Origin of the sequence: Sphingomonas sp. (assembly GCF_026460985.1) — a bacterium.
Classification (GTDB): domain Bacteria; phylum Pseudomonadota; class Alphaproteobacteria; order Sphingomonadales; family Sphingomonadaceae; genus Sphingomonas.
Window position 1 is genome coordinate 18699 of the sequence record NZ_JAPKNM010000099.1, and the last position, 24561, is coordinate 43259.

Here is a 24561-nt window from a genome sequence, read left to right on the forward strand (position 1 = left end):
CGGCGGTTGCCCGCGCGCATTGGGGGTCGCAAAACATGTTCCGTAATTCCATCCTCTCGAGCACGGCCATCGTCCTGTCGCTGGGCGTCGTGGCTCCCGCCCATGCGCAGGTCCGCGCGTTCGACATTCCGGCGCAGCCCGCCGTCCAGGCGATCCCCGAATTCGCCCGGCAGGCGCAGCTCCAGGTGATCGCCTCGGCGCGCGACCTTTCGGGCGTGCGCACCCCGGCGATCAAGGGATCGATGGAAACGCGCGAGGCGCTGCGCCGCCTGATCGCGGGCACCCCGCTCCAGATCGTCAGCGACGACGGCCAGATCGTCACGCTGCGCTCGCGCCGCGCTTCCGAGGCCGCTCCGGCCGGGCAGGTTGCGGGCAAGGGCACGCTCGCGGGCCGTGTCCTCGACACCGCGACCGGCGAATATGTGCGTAACGCCGAGATCCGCGTCGAGGGTACGACGATCGTCGGCTGGTCCGACGAGGACGGCAGCTTCCGCCTCACCGGCGTGCCGGCGGGCGACGTCACCGTCCTGGTCCAATATACCGGCCTGCAGGCGGCGAGGGTCGCCGCCACCGTCGTCCCCGGCCAGGTGGCGACGCTGGCTGTCGAGCTCAAGGCGCCTTCCTATGCGGCGTCGGGCGGCGACGAGGCGGCTTTGGTCACGGTCACTGCGACGCGCTCGGGCCAGGCCAGCGCGATCATGGAGCGCCGGGCGGCGCCGAACGCCAAGAACGTGGTCGCCGCGGACAATTTCGGCGCGCTCACCATGGGCGACGTGGGCGAGTTCATGAAGAACATGCCGGGCATCTCGCTCGACTATACCGAGGTGGACGCCACCGCGGTGCGCATCGGCGGCCTCGACCCCAAATATTCGACCTTCACCACCGACGGCGCCCGCATGGCGACCGCCACGTCGAACAACAATAACGGCCGCCAGAACTCGTTCGAGCAGATGTCGATCACCGGCATCGACTCGATCGAGCTCAACAATACGCTGACCGCCAGCATGGACGCCGATTCCCCGGGCGGCAGCATCAACCTGCGCAGCAAATACGCCTTCCAGCGCAAGAAGCGGCTGCTGCGCTTCCAGCTCGGCGCGGTGGGTACCTCGGATTCGGGCTTCTCGCCGATCTACCTCCCCGACGACAGGAAGCATGCGCGCATCTTTCCGTCGGCGCAGATCGGCTATGCCGACGTCTTCCTGGGCGGCACGCTCGGCGTCGCGTTCAACGCCAGCTACAACGCCAATTACGTCCAGCAGGACCGCATCCAGACCGACTGGTCGTACCTCGCCAACGGCCGGGTGATTCCGTACCAGGTCATGTGGCGCCCGGGCCCGAAGCTGACGACGCGCAAAGCCGCCAATCTGAGCCTCGACTACAAGGCCAGCGACAAGCTGACCCTGTCGTTGCGGAGCAACTATTCCTTCTACGACGTCGAATATTTCAACCAGTACACCTTCCTGATCTTCGGCACGACTACGACCTCGCGCGCCACCGCGGATTCCACCCCGACGCACATCGTGGTCAATCCGAACGGCGCCAACACCCGGCTGCACACCCAATATTCGCACCGTTATGCCGGCACCCCGGCATGGCTCGTCGCGCCCAAGCTCGAATATAAGGACGACAGCTTCGAGGCGGTGCTGCGTGGCAGCTATTCGAGCTCCGAGTTCAACTTCCGCGATAACAGCAAGGGCTTCTTCCAGCGGACCGACAGCTATCTGACCCGCATCGGCTTCACGCTCGACCGCCCCTCGACCACATCCAACGAATGGACGCTCACCCAGACCGCGGGCCGCCCCTGGGGCGACCCCAGGAGCTTCAACCGCGACGACGATATCGGCAACAACATCCGCACCTCCGAATCCGACGCCAAGAACGAGATGTACGGCGGCAATCTGGACCTGAAGAAGAAGTTCGACATCGCCGGCGTGCCGTTCCTCGCGCTGGGCGGGGCCGGGCTGCGCAGCAACGACTGGCGGACCAATGAGGGCTCGTTCAACCAGTTCCAATATGTCGGGCCCACCGGCGACCTCACCCAGCGCGCGCCCGAGGCAGTGATCCCCTGGACGCAGAACTATCAGTTCCAGATGCTCGGCTTCGACGCCGGCAACATGAACGCGCAGAACTGGCGCGCCGACAGCAACTACGCGATGTACGACATCTACAAGGCGCATCCCGAATATTTCGTGCCCGACACGGTGGGCAATTTGAAGCGCGACCTCGACAACAACAAGCGCGTCAAGGAAGACATCGTGGCCGGCTATGTCGAACTTCAGGCGCGTGCCGGCCGGGCGCGGTTCGATCTCGGGCTGCGCTACGAGCGGACGAAGACCGGGGCCCGGGTCGCCAATGTCCGCCCGGTGAAGGACGTCACCGCCGCCGGGCTCTCGGTCAACACGGTCGAGGGGCTGCTCTACCAATATAACAACGGCGCCTATTCGACGCGGCGCGGCGAATATGACGACTGGTTCCTGAGCGGCGGGATCAAGTACGATTTCACCGACAATCTGGTCGGCCAATTCGCCTACAGCCAGTCGATCCTGCGGCCCGATTACGGCAATCTTGGCGGCGTGGTCTCGGTCAACGACGACACGCAGATCGTCAGCGTGCCCAACACGCTGCTCAAGCCCGAGCATTCGACGAAGTATTTCGCCGGGCTGCAATATTTCCTCGAGCCCTCGGGCGTGGTCGGGCTTTCCTATTACCGCCTCGACATCAAGGACATGCAGGTCACCGGCATCACCGTCGATCCCGAGGATGTCGGCTACAGCTCGAGCGACTATCCCGGCTACATCTTCCGCAGCGCGCAGAACGCGCCGGGGATCAGCACCAACGAGGGCGTGATCGTCGAATACGACCAGCAGTTCAGCTTCCTGCCGGGCGCGCTCAAGGGGTTCGGCATGCGCGCCTCGCTGACCGTGATCGACCCGGACGGCGAGCGCGTGAACATGCCCAAGAAGGCGGCCAATTGGGGCTTCCGCTACAGCTACGGGCCGGTCGACGTGCAGCTGACCGGCAACTGGCAGGATAAGTACCGCACCAGCGCGCTGAGCAACACGCCCACCACCGCGAACAACGGCATCCTCTACCACGCCCCGCGCGAGCTGTGGAACGTCAGCGCCAGCTACAAGATCGACAAGAGGTTCGAGGTGATGCTCGCGGGCCGCAACATCTTCAACGCGCCCGACGTGATCTACTCGAACGTCCCCGGCCGGGTGCAGCAGTACAGCATCTACGGGTCGATGTGGAACCTGGGCATCAAGGGCACCTTCTGAGGAGGCGGGACATGAAGATGCACGTCGATCGCCGGAGCCTCGTCCTCGGTGGCAGCCTGGGCCTCGGGGCGCTCCTGCTCCCCGCAGGCCGCGGCCTTGCCGCCCAGCTCCTCGCCGCCAGGGGGTTCACGCACAATGTCGCGAGCGGCGAGCCGGGGCCGGATTCGATGCTGCTCTGGACGCGCTACGTGCCCGCGGCCGGCGACGGCGCGATCCGGCTCGACGTCGAAGTGGCGCTCGACGCGGACTTTTCGAAGGTCGTCGCGGGCGGCAGCGTGCGCACCGGTCCCTGGCGCGACTGGACCGCGAAGATCACGGTCGACGGGCTGAAGCCGGGAACGGTCCACTGGTATCGCTTCGTCGCGCCCGATGGCAGCAAGTCGCCGGTCGGGCGCACCAAGACCCTGCCCGTGGGCGACGTCCCGCGCTTCAATCTCGGCCTCTTCTCCTGCTCGAACCTGCCTTATGGCTGGTTCAACGCCTATGGCCATGCGGCCGCGCGATCCGACCTCGACCTGTGGCTGCATGTCGGCGACTATATCTACGAGTACGGCGCCGCCTCCTATCGCGACAAGGTCGTCGCCGGGCGGGTTCCGGAGCCGGACCACGAGATCCTCGCGATCGCCGATTATCGCCTGCGCTTCGCCAGCTACCGCGCCGATCCCGATCTCCAGCGCCTGCACCAGATGGCGCCGATGGTCGCGCTGTGGGACGATCACGAATCCACCAACGACAGTTGGGAAGGCGGCGCGCAGAACCACCAGCCGGCGACGGAGGGCGACTGGAACGCGCGCCGCGCCGCCGCGATGCAGGCCTATCGCGAGTGGATGCCGGTCTCGGACGAGCCGTGGAAGGCCTATCCGCTCGGTACGCTCGCGACGCTTTATCGCACCGAATCGCGGCTGCTCGGGCGCACCCGGCCGGCCGATATCGGCGCCGCCTATCGCGCGGCGGATCCCGATGCCGCGCTCAAGGCGTTTCGCGACGGCGCGTGGCGGGATCCTTCTGCGACGATGCTCGGCTCGATGCAGGAGAGCTGGCTGGCGCATGCGCTGAAGGCCAATGCGCGCACCACCGCCTGGCAGTTGGTCGGCATGGGCACGATCCTGGGGCGGACGCTGATGCCCGCGGACGCGGTCAGCTGGCTCCGCGCCGATTCGACCGAGCGCCGCGTGAACGGCTTCCGGGACAGCATCCGCGCGGGCAGGCTCGGCCTGCCGATGTGGATGGACCGCTGGGACGGCTATCCCGCGGCGCGCGCGCGGCTGCTCCGCGCGGCGCAGCAGGCCGATGCGGATCTCGTGATGCTCTCGGGCGATAGCCACAATGCCTGGGCCTATTCGCTCGCCGAGGACGGGCGGCCCGCCGGGGTTGAGTTCGCCGGCCACAGCGTCACCTCGGGCGGGATCGAGGGCGATTGCGCCGCCGACCCGAAGACCGTCGCTGCCGGCTTCGTCGCCGCCAATCCCGAGCTGAAATGGGCCGATACCAGCCGGCGCGGCTATATGATGATCGAGATCACGCCGCGGCGCGTCACCGGCGAATGGCTGTTCCTGCAGACGATCCAGTCGCGGACGACCGCGATCGCGGGCACGCACCGCATGCATGTCGAGCGGGGACGGCGGGCCTTCGTGTGAGCGGCGCCTCGCCGACCCGGCTAATTGCGCAGGCAGGATATCATTATCCCCGCCAGCTCGCTCGGGCGGAACGGCTTGTGCAGCACAGGGAACTCGCGTTCGTCGAGGCCGGTCTCCGAAGCGAAGCCCGTATAGCCCGTGATCAGGATCACCGGCATGCCGGGGCGGCGGAGGCGCGCTTCGCTCGCCAGCGCGTAGCCGTGCATTCCCGGCATCACCAGGTCGGTCACCAGTATATCGACCTTCGAATTGCCGTCCAGGATGGCGAGCGCGCTCGGCCCGCTATCGGCCTCGAGGACGTCGTAGCCGAACTCGCGGAGCCAGTTCGCCGTGGTGTCGCGTACGAGCGGATCGTCGTCGACGACGAGCACCGGGCTCGCGACTCCATTGATCGGAAGCGCCGTTTCGACGCGCTCGTCGATCAGCTTGGCCAGGGCGATATCGGCACGGGGCAGGTAGATCGCCACGGTGGTGCCGCGCCCGGGGGCGCTTTCGAGCGTCACCGTGCCGCCGAGCTGCTTCACCACGCCGTAGACCATCGACAGGCCGAGCCCCGATCCCTTGCCGACCTCCTTGGTAGTGAAGAAGGGCTCGAAGGCGCGCTTGGCAACCGTCTCGGCCATGCCGGCGCCGTCGTCGCTAACGACCAAGGCCACATAGCCTGCCGCGCCGGTGAGATCGCCGGGCAGCGCGGGATCGTCGGGCGCGACGTTGCGCGTCGCGATGCGCAGCGTGCCGCCCGTCGGCATCGCGTCGCGGGCATTGATCGCGAGGTTGAGCAAAGCGAGCTCGATCTGGGTGGAATCGGCGAGTGCCGGCCATAGCCGCGCATCCGGCGCCAGCAGGATCGTGATGGCGGGCGTCAGCGTGCTCGCCAGCATCGCCTCGAGACCGCTCACCAGCTGGTTGATGTCCACGGAGGCAGTGGCGAGCATCTGGCCGCGGCCGAAGGCGAGCAACTGCGCGGTCAGCCGCGCGCCGCGCTCGGAGGCGGTCAGTGCCTGGCGCAACAGCCTTGCCACTTTCTCGTCGCCTTCCTTGCGGAGCGCGAGATCGAGATTGCCGATGATGCTCGTCAGCAGATTGTTGAAATCGTGCGCGACACCGCCGCTGAGCTGGCCGACCGCCTCCATCTTCTGCGCCTGACGGAGCTGTTCCTCCACCTTCTGCCGCTCGGCGATCTGCGCGCGCAGGCGCGCATTGGCCTCGCTGAGCGCGCGGGTGCGCTCCTGCACGTTGCGCTCCAGCCTGGCATTGGCCTGCTGCAGCGCCTCGGCCGCCGCCTGCTCGGAGCGGCGCAGCTGTTCCTTCGCGCGCTCGCGATCCAGCGCGAGGCGCCGGCTCTCGACGGCGCGCGCCACCGCGGGACCGAGGCGCTTCAATCGGTCCTTGAGCAGATAGTCCGTCGCGCCTTGCTTGATGCAGTCGACCGCCGCCTCGTCGCCGAGCATGCCGGTGACGACGATGAACGGGATTGCCAGGCCGGACTGCGCGAGATGCTCGAGCGCCGCCAGCGCGTTGAAGCCGGGCAGCGAATAATCCGCCAATATCACGTCGATTTCCGGATCGAGCGCCTCCAGATATTCCCTTTCGGTGGAAACCAGGCGCCAGTCGAGCGCAATCCCAGCGCGACGAAGCTCGAGGATCATCAAGTCGGCGTGCGCAGGATCATCCTCCAGAACAAGGATATTTATCAGAGATGACATGGTCATCTTGTCCCCGCCGGTCAGACATTCCTGAATATTGACGCAGGCGCGCTATAATGAAATCGCTGACCAATAGAGATCAATCTCTATCATCGTATCATGTCTCTCGTAAGAAGAGAGTGATCCAAAATGAAGCTTACTCTGCTTGTGGCCCTAGCCGGACGATGGCTTAGAATGGCAGCCGTACTTTAGGGTGATTTCGGCAAAGTCGATCCTGCTGGCCCGCAGGATCATGCGATGCGCTGCTGCAATTGTCGGAACGTCTCGCGCAAGGAGACCCATGGACAGTCCAAGGCGCAATCTGGCGTTCTTCTGCCGGGTCGGGCCGCGGCTTTGCGCCTTTCCCTGCGCCGATATCGTCGAAATCATGCGCGGGCTGCCGATCAGCCCCGTGCCCGGCGCGCCGTCGTTCGTTCCCGGAGTGTCCATCATCCGCGACGTCGCGACGCCGGTGGTCGACCTAGCGGTCCTGCTCGGCGGCGACGCTTCCGAGCTTGCCTATTTCGTGATGGTGGCATTGCCGGGCCGCCGGGTCGCGGTGGCTGTCGATGCCGCGCTCGGCGTGCGGGACCTTTCCATCGACGGCGAAGGGCTTCCGCCGCTGCTCCGCGGCGCGAGCCCGGAGCTCGTCTCGACGATGCGTGCGCTGGACAATGAATTGCTGCTGGTCCTCCGCGGCATCCTGGATGTTCCCGCGGAGCTGGAGGCTCCGGCTGCATGACGCACGAGCTCGGCGACCGGGAGGTGCGGGATTTCCAGGACCTCGTCGAGCTGCGGCTCGGGCTGCGGATCGAGGACGCGCGGCTCGGTTTCCTCGCCGAGTTGCTCCGGCGCCGGCTGGATTCGACCGGTATCGAGCCCGCCGCCTATCTCAACCGTTTCGGATCCGATTGGACCCGCGGCGAGATCGGCGCATTGGCACGGGAGCTGACCGTGCCCGAGACCTATTTCTTCCGCGGGGCCGATCAGTTCCGCGCGCTCGCCGAGATCGCCCTGCCGGGGCGGCTGGCCGTCGCGGGCGGGCGCGAGCTCAGGATCCTGTCGGCGGGGTGCGCATCGGGCGAGGAGGCCTATTCGATCGCGATCGTCGCGCGGGAGGCGGCGGCGGGGTCCGTCGCGCCGGTCTCGATCCAGGCGGTCGACATCAATCCGGCGGTGATCCGCAAGGCCCAGCGGGCGCGCTTCACCAATTGGGCGTTCCGCGAGACCGCGCCCGATATGCGCGCGCGATGGTTCCGGCGCGTCGGTGCGGAGTTCCAGCTCGACGACGGGATCAGGGGCGCCGTCGCGTTCCACGAGCGCAACCTGATCGACCAGGATCCGGAATTCTGGCGGCCGGGAAGCTGGGACATCGTGTTCTGCCGCAACACGATCATGTATTTTCCGGAGGAGACCGCGCGCGCGGTGGTGGCGCGGATCGCGGGCGCGCTCGCGCCGGGCGGATATCTGTTCCTCGGCCATGCCGAGACCCTGCGGGGCCTCTCGCACGACTTTCATCTGCGCCACACCCATGGGGCGTTCTATTACCAGCGCAAGGAACGAAACGAAGCCGCCGCGGACCCGAGTGCGCCGGGGACCAGGCGGGTCTCGTCCGAGCCGCCGGTCGAAGCGGAATCCGACTGGATCGCCGACATCGGCCGCGCGGCGAAGCGGATCGAGACGCTGGCCGGCGCGCCTTCGCCGCACGTGCAGGCGGAGGCGGTTTCCGCGCCGCGCGCGGATTACGGCGCGGCGCTCGATCTCCTCGCGCGCGAACGGTTCGCCGAGGCGCTCGAGCTGGTCGAGGCTTTCCCGCCGCGGTCATTGGCCGACCCCGACATCCTGCTCCTGCACGCCACGCTCCTCGTCCATGCCGGCCAGCTCGATGCCGCCGAGCGGGCCTGCCGCTCCTTGCTCGGACGCGACGACATGAGCGCGGGCGCGCATCACGTGCTCGCATTGTGCCGCGAGGTGGGGGGCGACCGGCGCGGCGCGATCGAGCAGTACCAGATCGCCGCCTATCTCGATCCGTCCTTCGCCATGCCGCACCTCCATCTCGGCCTGCTTGCCCGGCGCGCGGGCGACGCCGAGGAAGCGCAGTGCGAGCTCGGCATGGCATTCGAGTTGCTCCAGCGCGAAGAGACCGGGCGGCTGCTGCTGTTCGGTGGCGGCTTCGGCCGCGACGCGCTGCTCGCCTTGTGCCGCACCGAACCCGAACGCTGCGGGGAGGACGCGTGAGCGGCTCCGCCCCTACGCTCTTCGACGGCGCGCGCGCCCTCGCGGAGGCGTTCGACCGCAGCTTCGCCATCGCTCGTCCCGCCGCGCCGCCGACCCCGCGCGATTTCCTCACGGTCCGGATCGGGGGCGATCCCCACGCGATCGGCCTTCTGGACCTCGCCGAGCTCGTCCCCCTGGGGAAGCTGGCGGCGCTGCCTGGGAACCCGTCCGAATGCCTGGGCCTGGCCGGGGTGCGGGGCGGTGCCGTGCCGGTCTACGACCTTCGCGTCCTGCTCGGCTATGCGGGGGGCGGGGAGACGGCGCCCTGGCTGGCGATCCTGGCGAGCGCGCGCGTCGCCCTCGCCTTCGACGCGGTCGAAGGGTTTCTCCGACTGCCGGACGATGCCGAGGGAGACGCCGCGACGGCTCAGCGCCACGTCCGTCAGGTGCTCAGGTCCGGCGATGCGGCGTTGCCCGTGCTCGACACCGACTCGCTGCTCGCCGCGATCCGTGGCCGCGCCGACTCATGAAACAGGAGAGCCCGCACATGCTGCAGCAATGGACGTTCTCGCGCAGGATCAACATCAGCCTGGCCGTGGCCGCCGCTTTCACCGTGATCGTCGGGCTGGTCGCGATCTCGACGCTGCGGGACCTGGTCGCCAGCAACGAGCGCGTCGTCGCGGCGAACATGGATGGCCTGCTTCGGGCCACGCAGCTCGAACTGCTGCTCGAGCGCAGGTCGGCGGCATCGCGCGGTTTCCTGTTCAACGGCGACGAGCGGTTCGCGAGGGAGGCCGGCGCCGCGCGCGACGAATTCGCCGCCAATCTGGACAGGATCGAACGGAACCCGTCGATCGCGGGATCGGCGCAAGCCATCGCGGACATCCGGAAAGCAACGGACATGCATCAGCAGGCGAGCGATCGCGTCGTCGAGATGCGGCGCAGCGGCGCCCCCGCCGCGACGATCATGAGGGCCTATGAGGATGAGGTCTTGCCGAGACGGGTCAGGGTCACCGCGGCGATCCGGGACTATGTCGGGCTCCAGCAAAGGCGAGTCGCCGATGCCGAGCGCGAGGAAGGCGAACGCGCGCGCTATGCGATCGGGCTGGTGAGCGTCGCGGTCGGCCTGGGCGGGCTCTTCGCAATTCTGGTCGCATTGTTCCTGTCGCGCGCGCTCAACCGCCAGATCGGCACCGCCGTCGCGCACGTCCAGAGCTCGTCGGCCGAGCTCCAGACCGCGGCCAACCAGCAAGCGACGGGCGCGAAGGAACAGACCACCGCGATGAACGAGATCACCACCACGATCAGCGAGCTGCTCGCCACCTCGCGCCAGATCGCCGAGAGCGCGCAGCGCGTCGCCGAGATAGCCGAGCGGACCACGGCGGCGGCGCAGTCGGGCGACGACACGGTCGACCAGGCGCATGATTCGATCGCCGGCATCCGCCAGCAGATGGACATGGTGGTCGCCCATATGCTCGAGCTGGGCAGGAAGTCGCAGCAGGTGGGCGCGGTCGTCGACATCGTCTCGGAGTTGGCCGAGCAGACCAACATCCTGGCGATCAACGCGACGATCGAAGCGGCCGGGGCGGGAGACGCCGGCCGGCGCTTCGCCGTCGTCGCCGACGAGATCCGCCAGCTCGCCGATCGCGTCACCGGCTCGACCAAGGAGATCAGGCCGCTGATCGAGGACATGCGCGGCGCGGTGAACACCACGATCATGGCGACCGAGACCGGGTCCAAGGCCGTCGACGGCGGCTCGCGCCAGTTCGGCGACGTCGCCTCGTCGTTCAAGCAGATCGCGACCCTGCTCGTCACCACGACCGAGGCCGCGCGCGAGATCGAGCTTTCGACCAAGCAGCAGAGCAGCGCGGTCGAGCAGGTGAACGCGGCGATCGCCAATGTCGCCCAGGCCACGCGCGAGACCGAGGTCAGCGCGCGCCAGACGCTCGATACGGTGTCGCAACTCGCGGGCCTGTCGCGCGATCTGCTGCGCCTCGTCCAGCCCCAGGCGGCCGCCTGACGCGTGCCGCGCGACCCCTATCTCTATTTCCGCGCCGAAGCGCGCGAGCTCCAGGATGCGCTCGTCAAGGGCGCGCTGGATCTCGAGAAGGGGGAGGGCGAACCTGGGCTGGTCACCCGGCTGCTGCGGCTCGCGCACACGCTCAAGGGCGCCGCGCGGATCGTGAAGCAGCGCGCAATCGCCGATCGCGCCCATGCGATCGAGGAACTGCTCGACCCCTATCGCGAGGCCGGTGCCGCGCCGCCGCGCGAGGCGATCGATGGGATCCTGCGGATGCTCGACGAGATTGGAGGCCATGTCGCCGATCTGGGCGCGGACCGCGACGCGGCACCGGACCGACCTCCTTCCGCCGACGAGCCGCTCCGCATGCTGCGCGCCGACGTCTTCGAGCTCGACGCGCTACTCGAGGGCGTCACCGAGACGCGCACGCGGCTGGAAGGCGCGCGGCGTACGCTCGACGGCTTCGGAGACGTCCGTGGCCTCGTCGACGGCCTCGGCGGGCAACGGGCGGCGAGCGACCTGCGTGCCGCGCTCGCGGGCCTGCAGCGCAAGCTCTCCGCCTCGATCGACCAGGTCGATCGCGAGCTGCGGCAATTGCGCGGCGGCGCCGAGAAACTGCGGCTGGTCCCCGCCGGCGCGCTGTTCAACCCGCTCGAACGGACCGCGCGCGACGTCGCCCAGTCGTTGGGGAAGCGCGTCGGCTTCGCGGCGCGCGGCGGCGAGGTGCGGCTCGACGGCCATGTCCTGGAAGTGCTCCAGGGCGCGCTCGTCCAGCTCGTGCGCAATGCCGCAGCACACGGCATCGAGACCGCGGATCGGCGACGGGCCGCCGACAAGCAGGAAGAGGGCCGGATCGCGCTCACCGTCGAGCGACGGGGAGGACGGATCGCCTTCGCCTGTGCGGATGACGGCGGCGGCCTGGACGAGGAAGCGCTGCGCCGCGCCGCGCGCGCGAAAGGCATCGCGATCCCCGACCGGCCCGGCGCCGAGGGACTGCTGCGGCTGCTGCTCGGCGGCGGGCTCAGCACGGCGGGGAGCGTCACCGAGGTTTCCGGGCGCGGGATCGGCCTCGACATCGTCCGCGACGCCATGGAACGGCTGGGCGGCGAAGTCGCGGTGCGCAGCGCGCCGGGCACGGGTACGACGATCGAGCTCCTGGTTCCCCTCTCGGTCGCGTCGATCGGAGCGATGCAGTTCGAAACAGGCGCCGATGTCTTCGCGATTCCGCTCGACGCGATCCGCCGGGTGATGCGCTTCCTGCCGCGGGAGATCGCCCGCACCGCCGATGGCGAGGCAGTGACGTGCGACGGCAGGACTATCCCGTTCGTGCCGATCGCTTCGCTGCTGGGTGGGGCGGCCGGGCGAACGCATCGCGCGGCACGCCGTCCCGCGCTCGCGGCGATTGTCGAAGGTGCGGGCGGTGACGTAGCCTTGGGGGTGGACCGGCTGGCGGGGATCGCGACCCTGGTGCTGCGCCCGCTCCCCGATCTCGCGCCCGCCATGCCGATCGTCGCGGGGGTATCGATGGACGCGGACGGGAACCCGCAGCTCGTCCTTGATCCGGACGCGCTCGCCACCGCCGTCCGGCGCGCCGCGCTGCCGCAGGCCGCGCCCGAGGTGCCGCCGCGTCCGGTGCTGGTGATCGACGATTCGCTGACGACGCGGATGCTGGAGCAGAGCATCCTCGAATCCGCCGGCTACCGCGTCGACACCGCCGCCTCCGCCGAGGAGGGGCTGGAGGCGGCGCGGCGCGGCGACTACGGGCTAATCCTCGTCGACGTCGAGATGCCGGGCATGGACGGCTTCGGCTTCATCGAGACGATCCGCCGCGATTCCGATCTGTGCGCGATCCCGGCGCTGCTCGTCACTTCCCGCGCCGCGCCCGAGGACAAGAAGCGCGGTCGTGAGGTCGGCGCGCAGGGCTATATCGTGAAGAGCGAGTTCGATCAGGGCGCGTTCCTCGATCGCATCCGACAGCTCCTGGTCTAGCCATGGCGAAGCTCCGAATCCTCGTCGTGGAAGACTCGCCGACGGTCAGGCAGCGGCTGTGCGAGACGCTGGCGGGCGACCCCGGCATCGAGGTCGTCGGTGAGGCGGAGGACGGCAAGCAGGCGATCGAGCTCGCCGCCGCGCTCCGCCCCGATCTCGTCACGATGGACATGATGCTGCCCGTGATCAGCGGCCTCGGCGCAACCGAGTACATCATGGCGCATTGCCCGACGCCGATCCTGATCGTCTCGGCCTCGGTCAACCGCGGCGAACTGTTCAAGACCTATGAAGCGCTCGCCGCCGGCGCGGTCGACGTCCTCGAAAAGCCGAACGGGGAGGAACCCGAAGGTGCCTGGGAGCGGAAGCTGATCGCGGCGGTCAAGCTCGTCGCGCGTATCCCCGTCATCACCCATCCGCGCGCCCGGCTCGGCCTTTGGAAGTCGACCGCGTCGGTGCCCATCCTGTCCGCGCCGCAATTGAAGGTCGCGGCGGTCGGTGCATCGACCGGCGGGCCGGGCGCGCTCGTCGAGCTGCTGCGCGGGCTTCCGCCCGATTTCGATCTGCCGCTCCTGCTCGTGCTGCATATCAACGAACCGTTCGGCGCCGCGCTCGCCGACTGGCTAGACGCCCAGACGCAGCGCCCGGTGGCCTATGCGCGCGACGGCGAACCGATCGCGGCGGCGGCGGGACGCGTGCTGATGGCACCGCCCGACAGCCATCTGATCGTCCAGGAAGGGCGCGTGCACCTGTCGCGCGATCCGCCGCGTCATTCCTGCCGCCCCTCGGTCGACATGCTGTTCGAGTCCCTCGCGCACGAATATCGCGCCGCTGCGGCCGGCTGCCTGCTGACCGGCATGGGGCGCGACGGGGCTGCGGGGCTGCTTTCGATCCGCATCGCCGGGGGCAGGACGATCGCGCAGGACGAAGCGAGCTCGGTCGTCTATGGCATGCCGCGCGAGGCCGCGATGCTCGGGGCGGCCGAGCGGATCCTGCCGATCGGCGAGATCGGCCCGGCGCTGACCGCGCTAGCGGCCGGACAGGGCGACCCGTGATGGCCGGCACGGTGCTCATCGTCGACGACAGCGTCACCGTCCGCATGGACCTTTCCGATGCGTTCGCGTCGGCCGGCTTCGCGGTGCGGCCCTGCGCGTCCGTCGCCGAGGCGCGGGCGGCGCTGGCGCAGGGTGCGGTCGACCTGGCCGTGCTCGACGTGCTGCTGCCCGACGGCGACGGCGTGGAGCTCCTCGCCGAGATCCGCGCCTCCGAAGCTTCGCCGGCGGTGCTCATGCTCTCCACCGAGGCGGAGATCGGCGATCGCATCCGGGGCCTGCGCACCGGCGCCGACGATTATGTCGGCAAGCCCTATGACGTCGGCCATGTCGTCGCCAAGGCGCGCGAGCTCATCCGCGGTCGGGGAACGGAGACTGCGCCGGACCGTCAGGCCATCCTGGTGATCGACGACAGCGCGACCTTCCGCGGCGCGCTCGCGCATGCGCTGGAGGATGCGGGATATGCGGTGCATCTCGCGGGTGACGGTGAGGAGGGGCTGCGCGTCGCGGCGGAGCGGCGCCCGGCCGCGATCGTCGTCGACGGCATGCTGCCCGGGATCGATGGCGCCACGGTGGTCCGCCGCCTCCGCCTCGACGCGGCGCTGCGCGGCACGCCCTGCCTGTTGCTCACCGCCTCCGAGGATCGCGGTGCCGAGCTCGAAGCCTATGAGGCGGGCGCGGACGCGTTCGTCCACAAGGAGGACAATGTCGAACTGATCCTCGCCCGCCTCGCCGCGACGCTCCGCCGCAGGTCCGAGGCCGTGCATGGCGAGACCGCGAGCTTGATCGGGCCCAAGCGCATCCTGGTCGTCGACGACAGCGTCACCTATCTGCACGAGCTGGCCGATGCGCTGCGTGGCGAAGGGCATGACGTGGTGCTCGCCCAATCGGGCGAGGCGGCGATCGAGTTGCTCGCGGTGCAGCCGGTCGATTGCATCCTGCTCGATCTGCTGATGCCTGGAATCGGCGGGCAGGAGACGTGCCGCCGGATCAAGGCGGCGCCGATGCTGCGCGACATCCCCCTCATCATGCTCACTGCGATCGAGGGCCGCGCCGCGATGCTCGAAGGGCTCGGCGCCGGTGCCGACGACTATATCCAGAAGGCGAGCGAGTTCGAAGTGCTCAAGGCGCGCGTCCAGGCCCAGCTCCGCCGCCGGCAGTTCGAGGACGAGAACCGCCGTATCCGCGGTGAATTGATGCGCACTGCGCTCGAGATCGCCCAGGCGCGCGCCGCGCGCGCGCTCGCCGAAACGCGCGCGGAGCTGATCGCCGAGCTCGAGCGCAAGAACAACGAGCTCGAGGCGTTCACCTACTCGGTGTCGCACGATCTGCGCGGGCCGTTGCGCAGCATCGACGGGTTCAGCCAGGCGCTGCTGGAGGACTATGGCGGCACGCTCGATACGACGGGCCAGGACTATCTGCGCCGCATCCGCGCGGCTGCACAGCGCATGGGCGAGCTGATCGACGATCTTCTCCAGCTCTCGCGCATCGACCGCCTCAATATGTGCCGCGAGCCGATCGACCTCGCCGCGATCGCCCGCACGGTGGTTGCCGATCTCCGCCAGCAGCAACCGCGCGAGGAGGTCGAGATCGTCCTGCCCGATACGCTGACGATCGCGGCGGACGGCGCGCTGATGCGGATCGTGCTGGAGAATCTCCTCGGCAACGCGCTCAAGTTCAGCGCGAAGAACCCGACGCCGAGAGTCGAGCTGGGCATGGCGGCTACGCCGGAAGGCCCCGCCTGCTTCGTGTGCGACAACGGCGTCGGCTTCGACATGCGCTATGCCGCCAAATTGTTCGGCGTCTTCCAGCGCCTCCACGCACAGGAGGAGTTTCCAGGCACCGGGATCGGCCTCGCCACCGTCCAGCGGATCATCCAGCGCCATGGTGGGCGCATCTGGGCGGAGAGCCGGCCCGGTGCGGGCGCGACCTTCCACTTCAGGGTTTGAGGATCGGAGACGAAGCCATGGCCGCCAATGCCATCCTCCTCGTCGAGGACAATCCCGACGATGTCGCACTGACGCTCCGGGCCTTTGCCAGGAACAAAATCCTGAACGAGGTGATCGTCGCGCGCGACGGCATCGAGGCGCTCGACTATCTGTTCGCGCGCGGCGCTCATGCGGGGCGCGATCCGCGCGACGTGCCCGCCATGATCCTGCTCGATCTCAAGCTCCCCAAGCTCGACGGGCTCGAGGTGCTGAAGCAGATCCGCGCGGCGCCGGGGATCGGCCTGGTGCCGGTCGTCATCCTCACCTCCTCGCGCGAGGAGCAGGATCGGCTGCGCAGCTACAGTCTCGGCGCGAACAGCTATGTCCAGAAGCCGGTGGACTTCGAATGCTTCTCCGAGGCCACCCGCCAGCTCGGGCTGTACTGGCTGGTCCTCAACGAACCGCCCCCCAAGCTTTTCTAGTCGGGAAGGCGCGGCATCAGCCCGCCCGTTCCGCCAGCAGCGTCGGGAGCATGAGGAAGGCGGTCAGGACCAGTGCCAGCGCGAGCCACCGCCATCGCGCCATGCCGTGCCAGGCGCGCCTGATGCCGAGGCCGAGCGGGGTCGCCTGCTTGAGCTCGCGGCCGATGCGCAGCGCGTAGATCGCCACGCCGGAGACCGACAGGCCGGTGAGAAGTCCGCCGAACAGGAACCACAGGACCTTGGTCCAATAGCCGCCGAACGTGCCGAAATGCAGCGGATCGGCCATCTCGCTGATCCGCTGGTGGATATCGAGATCCGTGCCGTCGAAGGCGGCGAGGACACGTCCCGACGCCGCATCCGTCCACACCGCATTGGCGCGCGGGCGGACGAGGATCGCGGTCTTCGCGCCTTCGAAGACGAAGGCGGGCGATTTCGGCGACGGAAAGCGGATGCTCTGGATGTCGAGCTGCGGATCGACCGCACGGGCTGCGCGCAGGCTCGCCGCGAACCGCCGGCCGGCCTCGATCGGGCCCGGCGCCACGGGCGGCGCTTCCTTGCTGATTGCCACCCTGGGCACCGGGGCGTCGGCGCCCAGCTGCTCGACGAAATACCAGATGCCGGTGAGCGCGATCAGCGCGACGAACCACAGGCTCCAGACCCCGGCCAGCCGGTGGAAGTCGCCCCACCAGGTGCGCGCGTCGCGCCGGCGCGGGAGCTTGAGGAAACCGCGCCACCATTTCTTGTAGACCATGAGCGAGCTGACCAGGCTGACCAGCATCAGGAAGGCGAGCGTGCAGACGATCGGCACGCCGATCCACACCGGCAGGTTGAGGTGCCGGTGCATGTTGCGCAGGACGCGCTGCGCCCCGACCCACGGCGCCTCGCCCTGCACCGCGCCGGTCGCCGGATGGACATGGAGGAAGCCGTAGCGGCCGTCGTCCCGGATCACCGACACCTTCACCGCGAAGGCGCCGGCGGTCGGCTCGTCGATGCCCTGGATCTGCCTGATGCCCGGATAGGCCGTGGCGCTCGCGACGATCTTCTCCCAATCGGGCTCGGCGCCTACGCTCGACGGGGACACGCGCAGCGAGGGCTGGAGCAGCCAGTCGATTTCGTTCGAGAGGACAGCCAGCGTTCCGGTCAGGAAGACGAAGCTCATGAACAAGGCGAGCTTGAAGCCCACCCAGTGATGGACGTGCCACCACAGGCGGCTCGCCTTCATCCTGCCCGTCCGTCCGGCTGGGAGGCTGGCCGTCGCCATCGTCAGAACTTGTAGGCGAGCTCGAGGAAGGCCGAGCGCGGCTCGCCCGGGAAATGGCCGCCGCGGTCGTTGAAGCCGGAGGCGGCGTAGGTCTTGTCGAAGAGATTGTCGACGCGGGCGCGGGCTTCCCAGGGGCCGCGGCCATAAGTGACCGAGGCGTCGAAGATCATGTACGGGTTGACCGTCTGGTTCGAGAGGCTGACCCGCCGCGAGACGTAATCGCCGCCAAAGGCGAGGGCGAGGCCGGTCCGCGGCAGCTGGTAGCGCGTCCAGAAGCCGAGCTTGTGCCGGGGGGCGTTGGCGAAGCGCCCGCCGACGACGGCGTTGGTGATCGCGGTCAGCCCGTTGGTCTTGGTGATCCGCGCGTCATTGTAGGAATAGGCGATCGTCAGCACCCAGTTGCGCGTGATGTCGGTCGCGATGTCGAAATCCACGCCCTTGGAGGTGACCTCGCCGAACGCGATCGAATTGTTGACCCCGTCGCCCTCCGGATCGCCGCGCGGATCGGCCTGGAGGAGATTCTCGCGCCGGATCCTGTAGACCGACAGGCTGGACTGGATGCGGCCGTCCATCAGCGCGGTCTTGACCCCGCCCTCTATGATGTCGCCCGTGGTCGGCGCGAAGGGGCCGCCCGCGCGCGGATCCTGCGCGGCGGCGCCCTGCGGCTCGAAGCTGGTCGCATATTGCGCGAACAGCGAGACGTCGTCGCGCACGCGCCAGACGAGCCCGACGCGATAGCTCTCGTCGCTCCCCTCGAAGCGCGAGACGGCGCCGCCCCCCGGGCGCGATACGTCCTCGAAGCTGTCGGTGCGGATGCCCGCGACCGCGACGAGCCGGCCGAGCGTGAGCTCGCCCAGCAGATAGAAACCGCTGCGCTTGGACACGGTCAGGTCGCGCACCATCGGCGGCAGCGCATAGGTTGCCGGATCGCAGGCGCGATAGACCGGGTTGGCGAAGGCCAGCGGGCAGGGGAGGCCGGCAATCGCGGTGGCGCGGCCGGTGAGCGAGGTGCTGTCGAAGATCGCGTCGGTCTCGCTATGGTCGAAGCCGGCCAGCAGCCGGTTCGAGATGCCGTCACCCAGCGTCGCGGACCAGATCGCGTTGGCGGCGAAGGACCAGACGTCATTGTCGCGCAATTGGTCGCGATACTGCCGCGCGACGCCGTCGAACCGGCCATCGCGATTGCTGTCGAGCAACGCGATCGGCTCATGATATTTCTGCGTCTCGACCGCGTCGATGTGGCGGACCGACGCGTCGAGCTTGAGATTGTCGGTCGGCTCGACGTCGAGCCGGGCCTGGACCGTGGTCGAGCGCAGGTCGAGGAAGTCGCTCGGCTCGTTATGGTTCCAGCGCCGGTCGGCGAGGAAATGGCCCTCATTGTCGACCGGAATGCCGCGCAGGCGATTGGCGTCGAGATCGAGCTCGATCCGGAAGATCTGCGCGGTCAGCTTGGCGATGCCGAAATCGAAGGTCGAGCCGGCATCGAGCACCAGCGACCGGTTGCCGGCAAAGGTGCGCGGCAGGTCGCGATCCTCGAAGAAGGCCCCGGCGCGAAGCGAGATCATTTCGTTGACCGGCCCGGTGACCTCCGCTTGCGCCCCGTAGCGGTTCTGCGTGCCGCCGACCACGCCGACCGAGCCCGAAAAGGTCTGCGAGGGCTTCTTGGTCACATAGTTGAACAGGCCGCCGGGCGCTGTCTGGCCGTAGAGCATGCCCGCCGGCCCCTTCAGGAACTCGACGCGCTCCATGTTGAAGAGCTGCGGCACCGAGAAGCCGATATAGGGATCGCCGCGCAGGCCGTCGTAGAAATTCTCCTGCTGGCGGAAGCCGCGTGCGGTCACGCCCGCATAGGAGAAGAAGCTGACGCCCGAGATATTGCGGTAGAGATCCTGCGCGTCGCGGGCGCCTTGATCCTTGATCAGCTCCTTGGTGAGGACGGTGATCGCCTGCGACGACGCCAGCGGCTCGGTCGGCAGCTTGCCGCTCGCCGTCTCGTCGACGCGATATAGCCGTGCCGCGCGCCCGGTGACGACGATGTCGTCCCCGTCCTCACGTGCGGTCTCCGTCTCGCTCGCTGCGCCGGCGGGCGCTTCCTGCGCCATCGCCGGAGTGAGCACGACCGAACAGCACAAGCCCGCGGCGAACCAATGGCGCAATCTTCATCCCCCTGCTGGAATTCCGTTGGGGGCGGCGACTAGGGTTCATGCTAATGCGAGTCAATCTTATTAAAGCGCCCGGCCGATGAGAGGGAAGGGCGCTCGTCGCAGGAGCGATCCCTCCGTCCACGGCCGGTCCAGCGCCGCCCGGCGCGCGCGAAACCTCTCAATTTGCAGAGCAATCCCCGGCGGACCCGGCGGGCCTCTATAAGACTCTGATGGCACCGTGCAGGTGTTTCAGATTGGGAAGGCACTGTGTCCGGCGAGCGAATTCGGGTATCTGAGCGCCCTGCCATAGCCGGCGGTACCTTCGCGGACGATCGGACGCGGACAACCCGCTTCGGGAATCTGTGGCTGGAAGCCACGATCTTCCTGCTCCTGCTATGCACCGCGGCCGCGATCCTGTTCAGGAGCGCGCTGGTCGAGCACGATCTCAGCATCGATCCCGCCACTGCGGCCCAATATGCTCCCTATGCCTATAGCGACGAAACGTCGGGCGGGCGTTCGGTCGCCTTCCTCAAGGATCCGCACGCATTGGCCTGGACCTGCGAGATCAGGACGGGTTTCGCCTATCCGTTCTGCGGCGTCGGGTTACGACTGGATCAGGTCGAGCCTGATACCGGCCTGGATCTCTCGGGCTTCAGCAAGATCACGCTCGACATCACCTATAAGGGCCCGTTGAAGAGGCTGAAGATCGCGCTCAAGAACCGCGATCTCGTGGGTGGAGCCCCGGTTCAGGGCGAAGACGCGAAACCGATCGCGATCGAGATCGACGTCGTGCAGGGCCGGCAGACGATCGAGCTCGATCTCGCCGACGCCGTCGTCGAATCCTGGTGGGCGAGCACCCACCTGAATGCGATGCCGCGCGCGAAGGAGCCGCGTTTCGACAATGTCGTCGCGATCGATCTGCAGACGGGATCGGGCGAGGCGCTCGGGCTGCACAGCGGATCGGTCCATCGCATCACGCTTTCCGGCGCCTCCTTCACCGCGGCGCAATGGTATCTGCTCATCCTCGGCATCTGGGCCGGGCTCACCGCATTGCTTCTCGTCTATCGCCTGGTGACGCTCAGGCGGACGCTTGCCGCGCGGCAGCGGCGCCACCTCGAGGAAGCTCGGTACCTCGAGATGGCCAGGCAGGCGGCCGAGAGCGCCAGCCAGGCCAAGTCGCGCTTCCTGGCGCATATGAGCCACGAGCTTCGCACCCCGCTCAACGCCATCCTCGGCTATGCGCAGTTCCTCCAGGCCGCCGACCTCGACGACCGGCAGCTGCGCGCGGCGAGCACGATCCAGGAAAGCGGCGAGCACCTGCTCGCGCTGATCGGCGACATCCTCGATCATTCCAAGATCGAGGCCGGCAAGCTGGAACTGCACGCCGCGTCCTTCGACCTGCGCGAGACGGTCCGGACCGTGTTGGAGATGGTCCGCGGGCGCGCCGAGGATAAGGGCCTCCGCTTCATCTGGCGGATCGGCTCGGACGTGCCGGCACGCGTCGTCGGCGACCAGAAGCACCTCCGGCAGGTGCTGATCAATCTCCTGGGCAATGCCGTGAAGTTCACCAACCGGGGCGAGGTGGCGTTCGCCCTCGGCATGGTCGCCCGCGAGAGCGGCGACGTGCGTCTTCGCTTCGAGGTTCGCGACACCGGGGAGGGCATCCCGGAGGACAAGCAGCACCTCGTCTTCCAGGCGTTCGAACAGGTCGGCGACAGCGCCGCCAACGCCGGGGGCACGGGCCTCGGCCTCAGCATCAGCCAGCAGCTCGTCGAGCGCATGGGCGGCAGGATCGAGATGACCAGCCGCTCCGGCGAAGGCAGCCGCTTCTGGTTCGAACTCTCGCTCCCGCTCGGAGAGAATTGCCTGCCGGAAAGCGTAGCCGACGTGGAGGAAGCGGTTTCCGCCCTGCCTTCTCCGCTGGAGACTCCGCCGCCGGAAGCGCTTCGCCCGCTACTGGTCCCGGCCCAGGCCGGCAACATGCGTGCGATCCGCGCCGAAGCCGAGAAACTGATTGCCGCCGCGCCCGAATATCGCGCGTTCGGAGCGCACCTCATCGATCTGGCGAACAACTTCCAGTCCGCGGCGCTGCTCGAGCTCGTAGAGAAGAATCTAGAAGACAGGTTGGCGGCATGAGCGATCTGAGCAACCCGATCGAGACCCGGGAAACCATCCTGATCGTCGACGACAATCCGGTGAACCTGGGCGTGGTCGGCGAGCATCTGGAGCAGCACGGCTATCAGGTCCTCGTGGCGCTCGGCGGCGAGGAAGCGCTCAAGCGCGCGGCGTTCGTGGGGCCGGACCTGATCCTGCTCGACGTGATGATGCCGGGCATCGACGGCTTCGAGACCTGCCGCCGGCTGAAGGCCGATCCGGTCACCAGCGACATCCCGGTCATCTTCATGACTGCGCTCGGCGAGATACGCGACAAGATCGCGGCGTTCGAGGCCGGCGGCCTGGATTACGTCACCAAGCCCTTCCAGATCGAGGAGGTGCTGGCGCGCATCGGCACGCACCTCAGCCTCCGCGCGACCAAGCAGCGGCTGGCCCTCCAGAACGAAGTGCTCGCGCAGGAGGTCGTTGCGCGGCGGAAGACCGAGGCCGAGCTCCGCGATTCCGAGGAAGGGTTCCGCCAGCTCTTCGAAACCGCAGGCGACGGAATCCTCCTCCTCGACACCCACACCCTGTGCGTCGCCGACGCGAACAGGCGCTTTCTGGAACTGATCGGCCAGCCGGGCGAGGCGGTGCTCGGCAAGCATGCGGACGAACTGCCCTGGCTGTCGGGCACGATCGCGCGTTCGCTCGACAGGCTGACAGTCGAGGGCGCGCTGCAACTGCCCGATTGCGAGATCGCGGGCTGCGACGGCGCCCCGGTCAGCGTCGACATCGTCGCCTCGGCCTGCGAGATGAAGGGCCGCAGGCTCGCCCAGCTCAATTTCCGCGACGTCAGCGAGCGCAAGAAGGCCGATGCGCAGATCCGCTATCTGGCGCTCCATGACGCGCTGACCGGCCTCGCCAATCGAACGATGTTCTACGAGCGCCTGAGCGGGGAAATGGCGCATGCCCGCCGCAAGGGCGGAAGGGTCGCATTGCTCGTCATCGACCTCGACCATTTCAAGCAGGTCAACGATTCGCTCGGGCATCTCATCGGCGACCAGTTGCTCGAAGCGGCGGCGGGGCGAATCCTCGCCTGCCTGCGCGAATGCGACCTCGCCGCTCGCCTGGGCGGCGACGAGTTCGCGGTGGCCCTGTCCGAGATCGAGGGGCGCGAGCAGGCGCAGGAAGTCGCCGAGCGCATCCTGGCGGCGCTCAAGGTCCCGTTCGAGCTGGGCGGCCAGCTGGCGCACGTCTCGGGCAGCATCGGCGTCAGCCTCTTCCCCGAGGACGGCGAGAGCCCGCGGGTGCTGATGCGCGCGGCCGATACCGCCATGTACGGCGCGAAGAAGAGCGGCCGGAACGGGTACAAGAGCTATTCGCACGACCTGGACGTGCCCGGCGAACGGTGGCGGATCCTGTCGCAGGACGTCCACGACGCCTGCGCGCGCGGCGAGCTCGAAGTCTATTACCAGCCCCAGATATCCCTCCAGAGCGGGGAGATCACCGGCCTGGAATGCCTGCTGCGCTGGAACCATCCGCAGGAGGGCCTGATCTCCCCCGTGGTCTTCATTCCCCTGCTCGAGGAGCGGGGGTTGATGGTCGAAGTGGGGAGCTGGATCCTGCAACAGGCCTGCCGGCAGAATGCCGAGTGGCAGGCGAAGGGGCTTCCGCCGGTCCGCATCGCGGTGAACCTTTCCGCGCAGCAATTCTATCGCGGCGATATCGTCCAGTCCGTGCGCGAGGCGCTCCGGGTCTCGGGGCTGGATCCCCGATGGCTCGAGCTCGAGCTCACCGAGAGCCTGACGCTCGACGACAGCGAAGCGACGGTCCTGATCATGCAGGACCTGAAGGCGCTGGGTATCGCGCTCTCGCTCGACGATTTCGGCACGGGCTGGTCGTCTTTGAGCTATCTGCGCCGCTTCCCGCTCGATCGCATCAAGATCGACCGGACGTTCGTCCGCGACATGGAGAGCCATGACGGGACGGCCGCGATCATCCAGAGCATCCTCAACCTGGCGCGCACGCTAGGCATGGATTGCGTGGCGGAAGGCGTGGAGACCGAGGAGCAGCGCGACAGCCTGCTCCGCCAGGACTGCCCGGTCATGCAGGGCTTCCTGTTCAGCGAGCCGCTCACCGCCGAAGGCATACCGCACCTCCTGCGCGGCAATTCCCGTTCGGCCTAGAGACCGGGCTCAATAGACCAAAGCCGTCATCCCGGAAGTTAGGCTTTCCCGGAAAACCGCCAGGTTTTCCATTGGAAAGCCTTACTGTCCGGGATCCACCTCTCCACCAGACCATTGCCTCACGGTGGATCCCGGACAGCTCAATTTTCTGACCAAATCACAGATTTGGAGAAAATTGGCTTCCGGGATGACGGTGGTTGCGTACAGTCCTAGCGGCGGGCGAGGCGGTCGCCGCGAGCCGGGCCAGCTGGCTTCTCCGTTAGGGGCAGGGCAGTCTCAAAAGGACGAGGAGAAGAGCGGGACGCCCTTCTCCTCGGCTGGAATTCTTAGAACGAGGCCCAGTTGTCGTGGGCGGCCCCGTTGGCGACGGGGAGCGCCTTGACGGGCGAGACATAGGCCGAGGCCTTTGTCGTCCTGGCGGGCCTTGCCGGCGCGCTGGCGCGGGCCGTCATGGCGCGCATCTCGGCGCCGACGTTGAACTTCGACGCCTGCTCGCTGAGCGCCGCGACTTCGCCGTTGAGATTGCGCGCGGCGGCAGAGGTTTCCTCGACCATCGCGGCATTCTGCTGGGTCGACTGGTCCATCGTCCCG

15 protein-coding genes and 1 pseudogene are annotated in these 24561 nt (G+C 68.1%); 12 read left to right on the forward strand and 4 right to left on the reverse strand.

Annotation, left to right across the window (positions count from 1 at the left end; all coding sequences use genetic code 11):
• Window positions 1-35 precede the first annotated feature (35 nt).
• Window positions 36-3278 (forward strand): TonB-dependent receptor, encoded by a 3243-nt coding sequence (locus MT490_RS16335; protein WP_297390097.1) that lies wholly within the window; start codon window positions 36-38, stop codon window positions 3276-3278.
• A gap of 11 nt (window positions 3279-3289) precedes the next feature.
• The gene (locus MT490_RS16340) at window positions 3290-4915 is read left to right on the forward strand and encodes an alkaline phosphatase D family protein (protein WP_297390099.1); all 1626 of its coding nucleotides are present in this window, start codon (window positions 3290-3292) and stop codon (window positions 4913-4915) included.
• Window positions 4916-4935: 20 nt separating this feature from the next.
• On the opposite strand, the gene MT490_RS16345 is transcribed toward MT490_RS16340, so the two are convergent.
• On the reverse strand, window positions 4936-6627 hold the full coding sequence (locus MT490_RS16345) for a response regulator (protein ID WP_363321760.1): 1692 nt from the start codon (window positions 6625-6627) through the stop codon (window positions 4936-4938).
• Between the two features lie 274 nt (window positions 6628-6901).
• On the opposite strand from MT490_RS16345, the gene MT490_RS16350 reads away from it, so the two are divergent.
• From MT490_RS16350 to MT490_RS16385, 8 genes are read left to right on the forward strand one after another with little or no spacing between them, the layout of a single operon-like run.
• The gene (locus MT490_RS16350) at window positions 6902-7342 is read left to right on the forward strand and encodes a chemotaxis protein CheW (protein ID WP_297390102.1); all 441 of its coding nucleotides are present in this window, start codon (window positions 6902-6904) and stop codon (window positions 7340-7342) included.
• Window positions 7339-8838: a CheR family methyltransferase gene (locus MT490_RS16355; RefSeq protein WP_297390105.1), complete on the forward strand. Its 1500-nt coding sequence runs from the start codon at window positions 7339-7341 to the stop codon at window positions 8836-8838. Before MT490_RS16350 ends, MT490_RS16355 begins: the two co-directional genes overlap by 4 nt.
• Window positions 8835-9347, forward strand: a complete 513-nt coding sequence (locus MT490_RS16360; RefSeq protein ID WP_297390108.1) for a chemotaxis protein CheW — start codon at window positions 8835-8837, stop codon at window positions 9345-9347. The genes MT490_RS16355 and MT490_RS16360 overlap by 4 nt, the downstream gene beginning before the upstream one ends.
• Window positions 9348-9364: 17 nt before the next feature.
• Window positions 9365-10837 carry a methyl-accepting chemotaxis protein gene (locus MT490_RS16365; protein ID WP_297390111.1) on the forward strand — a complete coding sequence of 491 codons (1473 nt, stop codon included), beginning with the start codon at window positions 9365-9367 and terminating at the stop codon, window positions 10835-10837.
• A 3-nt stretch (window positions 10838-10840) separates the two neighbouring features.
• Window positions 10841-12826, forward strand: coding sequence for a response regulator (locus tag MT490_RS16370; RefSeq protein ID WP_297390115.1), 1986 nt, complete (start codon window positions 10841-10843; stop codon window positions 12824-12826).
• Window positions 12827-12828: 2 nt separating this feature from the next.
• Window positions 12829-13878, forward strand: coding sequence for a chemotaxis-specific protein-glutamate methyltransferase CheB (cheB, locus tag MT490_RS16375; protein ID WP_297390117.1), 1050 nt, complete (start codon window positions 12829-12831; stop codon window positions 13876-13878).
• Window positions 13878-15824 carry a response regulator gene (locus MT490_RS16380; protein ID WP_297390119.1) on the forward strand — a complete coding sequence of 649 codons (1947 nt, stop codon included), beginning with the start codon at window positions 13878-13880 and terminating at the stop codon, window positions 15822-15824. Before cheB ends, MT490_RS16380 begins: the two co-directional genes overlap by 1 nt.
• Window positions 15825-15841: 17 nt before the next feature.
• Window positions 15842-16285, forward strand: coding sequence for a response regulator (locus MT490_RS16385; RefSeq protein ID WP_297390121.1), 444 nt, complete (start codon window positions 15842-15844; stop codon window positions 16283-16285).
• A gap of 16 nt (window positions 16286-16301) precedes the next feature.
• On the opposite strand, the gene MT490_RS16390 is transcribed toward MT490_RS16385, so the two are convergent.
• Window positions 16302-17507 (reverse strand): PepSY-associated TM helix domain-containing protein, encoded by a 1206-nt coding sequence (locus tag MT490_RS16390; protein ID WP_297390123.1) that lies wholly within the window; start codon window positions 17505-17507, stop codon window positions 16302-16304.
• A gap of 41 nt (window positions 17508-17548) precedes the next feature.
• Window positions 17549-19702, reverse strand: a complete 2154-nt coding sequence (locus MT490_RS16395; protein WP_297390125.1) for a TonB-dependent receptor — start codon at window positions 19700-19702, stop codon at window positions 17549-17551.
• 255 nt (window positions 19703-19957) lie between these two features.
• On the opposite strand from MT490_RS16395, the gene MT490_RS16400 reads away from it, so the two are divergent.
• Entirely contained in the window at window positions 19958-21826 is a 1869-nt protein-coding gene (locus tag MT490_RS16400; RefSeq protein ID WP_297390128.1) for an ATP-binding protein, read from the forward strand.
• On the forward strand, window positions 21823-23970 hold the full coding sequence (locus MT490_RS16405) for an EAL domain-containing protein (RefSeq protein ID WP_297390130.1): 2148 nt from the start codon (window positions 21823-21825) through the stop codon (window positions 23968-23970). Before MT490_RS16400 ends, MT490_RS16405 begins: the two co-directional genes overlap by 4 nt.
• A 326-nt stretch (window positions 23971-24296) precedes the next feature.
• Here the strand turns inward: MT490_RS16405 and MT490_RS16410 are convergent.
• Window positions 24297-24561, reverse strand: a pseudogene (locus MT490_RS16410) (methyl-accepting chemotaxis protein); the annotation flags it as partial.

Excerpts from the sequence above, each read along its gene's own strand:
- MT490_RS16345 (WP_363321760.1), bottom strand. The coding sequence starts at position 6,627 with ATGACCATGTCATCTCTGATAAATATCCTTGTTCTGGAGGATGATCCT.
- MT490_RS16350 (WP_297390102.1), top strand. The coding sequence starts at position 6,902 with ATGGACAGTCCAAGGCGCAATCTGGCGTTCTTCTGCCGGGTCGGGCCG.
- MT490_RS16380 (WP_297390119.1), top strand. The coding sequence starts at position 13,878 with ATGGCCGGCACGGTGCTCATCGTCGACGACAGCGTCACCGTCCGCATG.
- MT490_RS16340 (WP_297390099.1), top strand. The coding sequence starts at position 3,290 with ATGAAGATGCACGTCGATCGCCGGAGCCTCGTCCTCGGTGGCAGCCTG.
- MT490_RS16390 (WP_297390123.1), bottom strand. The coding sequence starts at position 17,507 with ATGAAGGCGAGCCGCCTGTGGTGGCACGTCCATCACTGGGTGGGCTTC.
- MT490_RS16385 (WP_297390121.1), top strand. The coding sequence starts at position 15,842 with ATGGCCGCCAATGCCATCCTCCTCGTCGAGGACAATCCCGACGATGTC.
- MT490_RS16335 (WP_297390097.1), top strand. The coding sequence starts at position 36 with ATGTTCCGTAATTCCATCCTCTCGAGCACGGCCATCGTCCTGTCGCTG.
- MT490_RS16355 (WP_297390105.1), top strand. The coding sequence starts at position 7,339 with ATGACGCACGAGCTCGGCGACCGGGAGGTGCGGGATTTCCAGGACCTC.
- cheB (WP_297390117.1), top strand. The coding sequence starts at position 12,829 with ATGGCGAAGCTCCGAATCCTCGTCGTGGAAGACTCGCCGACGGTCAGG.
- MT490_RS16405 (WP_297390130.1), top strand. The coding sequence starts at position 21,823 with ATGAGCGATCTGAGCAACCCGATCGAGACCCGGGAAACCATCCTGATC.
- MT490_RS16365 (WP_297390111.1), top strand. The coding sequence starts at position 9,365 with ATGCTGCAGCAATGGACGTTCTCGCGCAGGATCAACATCAGCCTGGCC.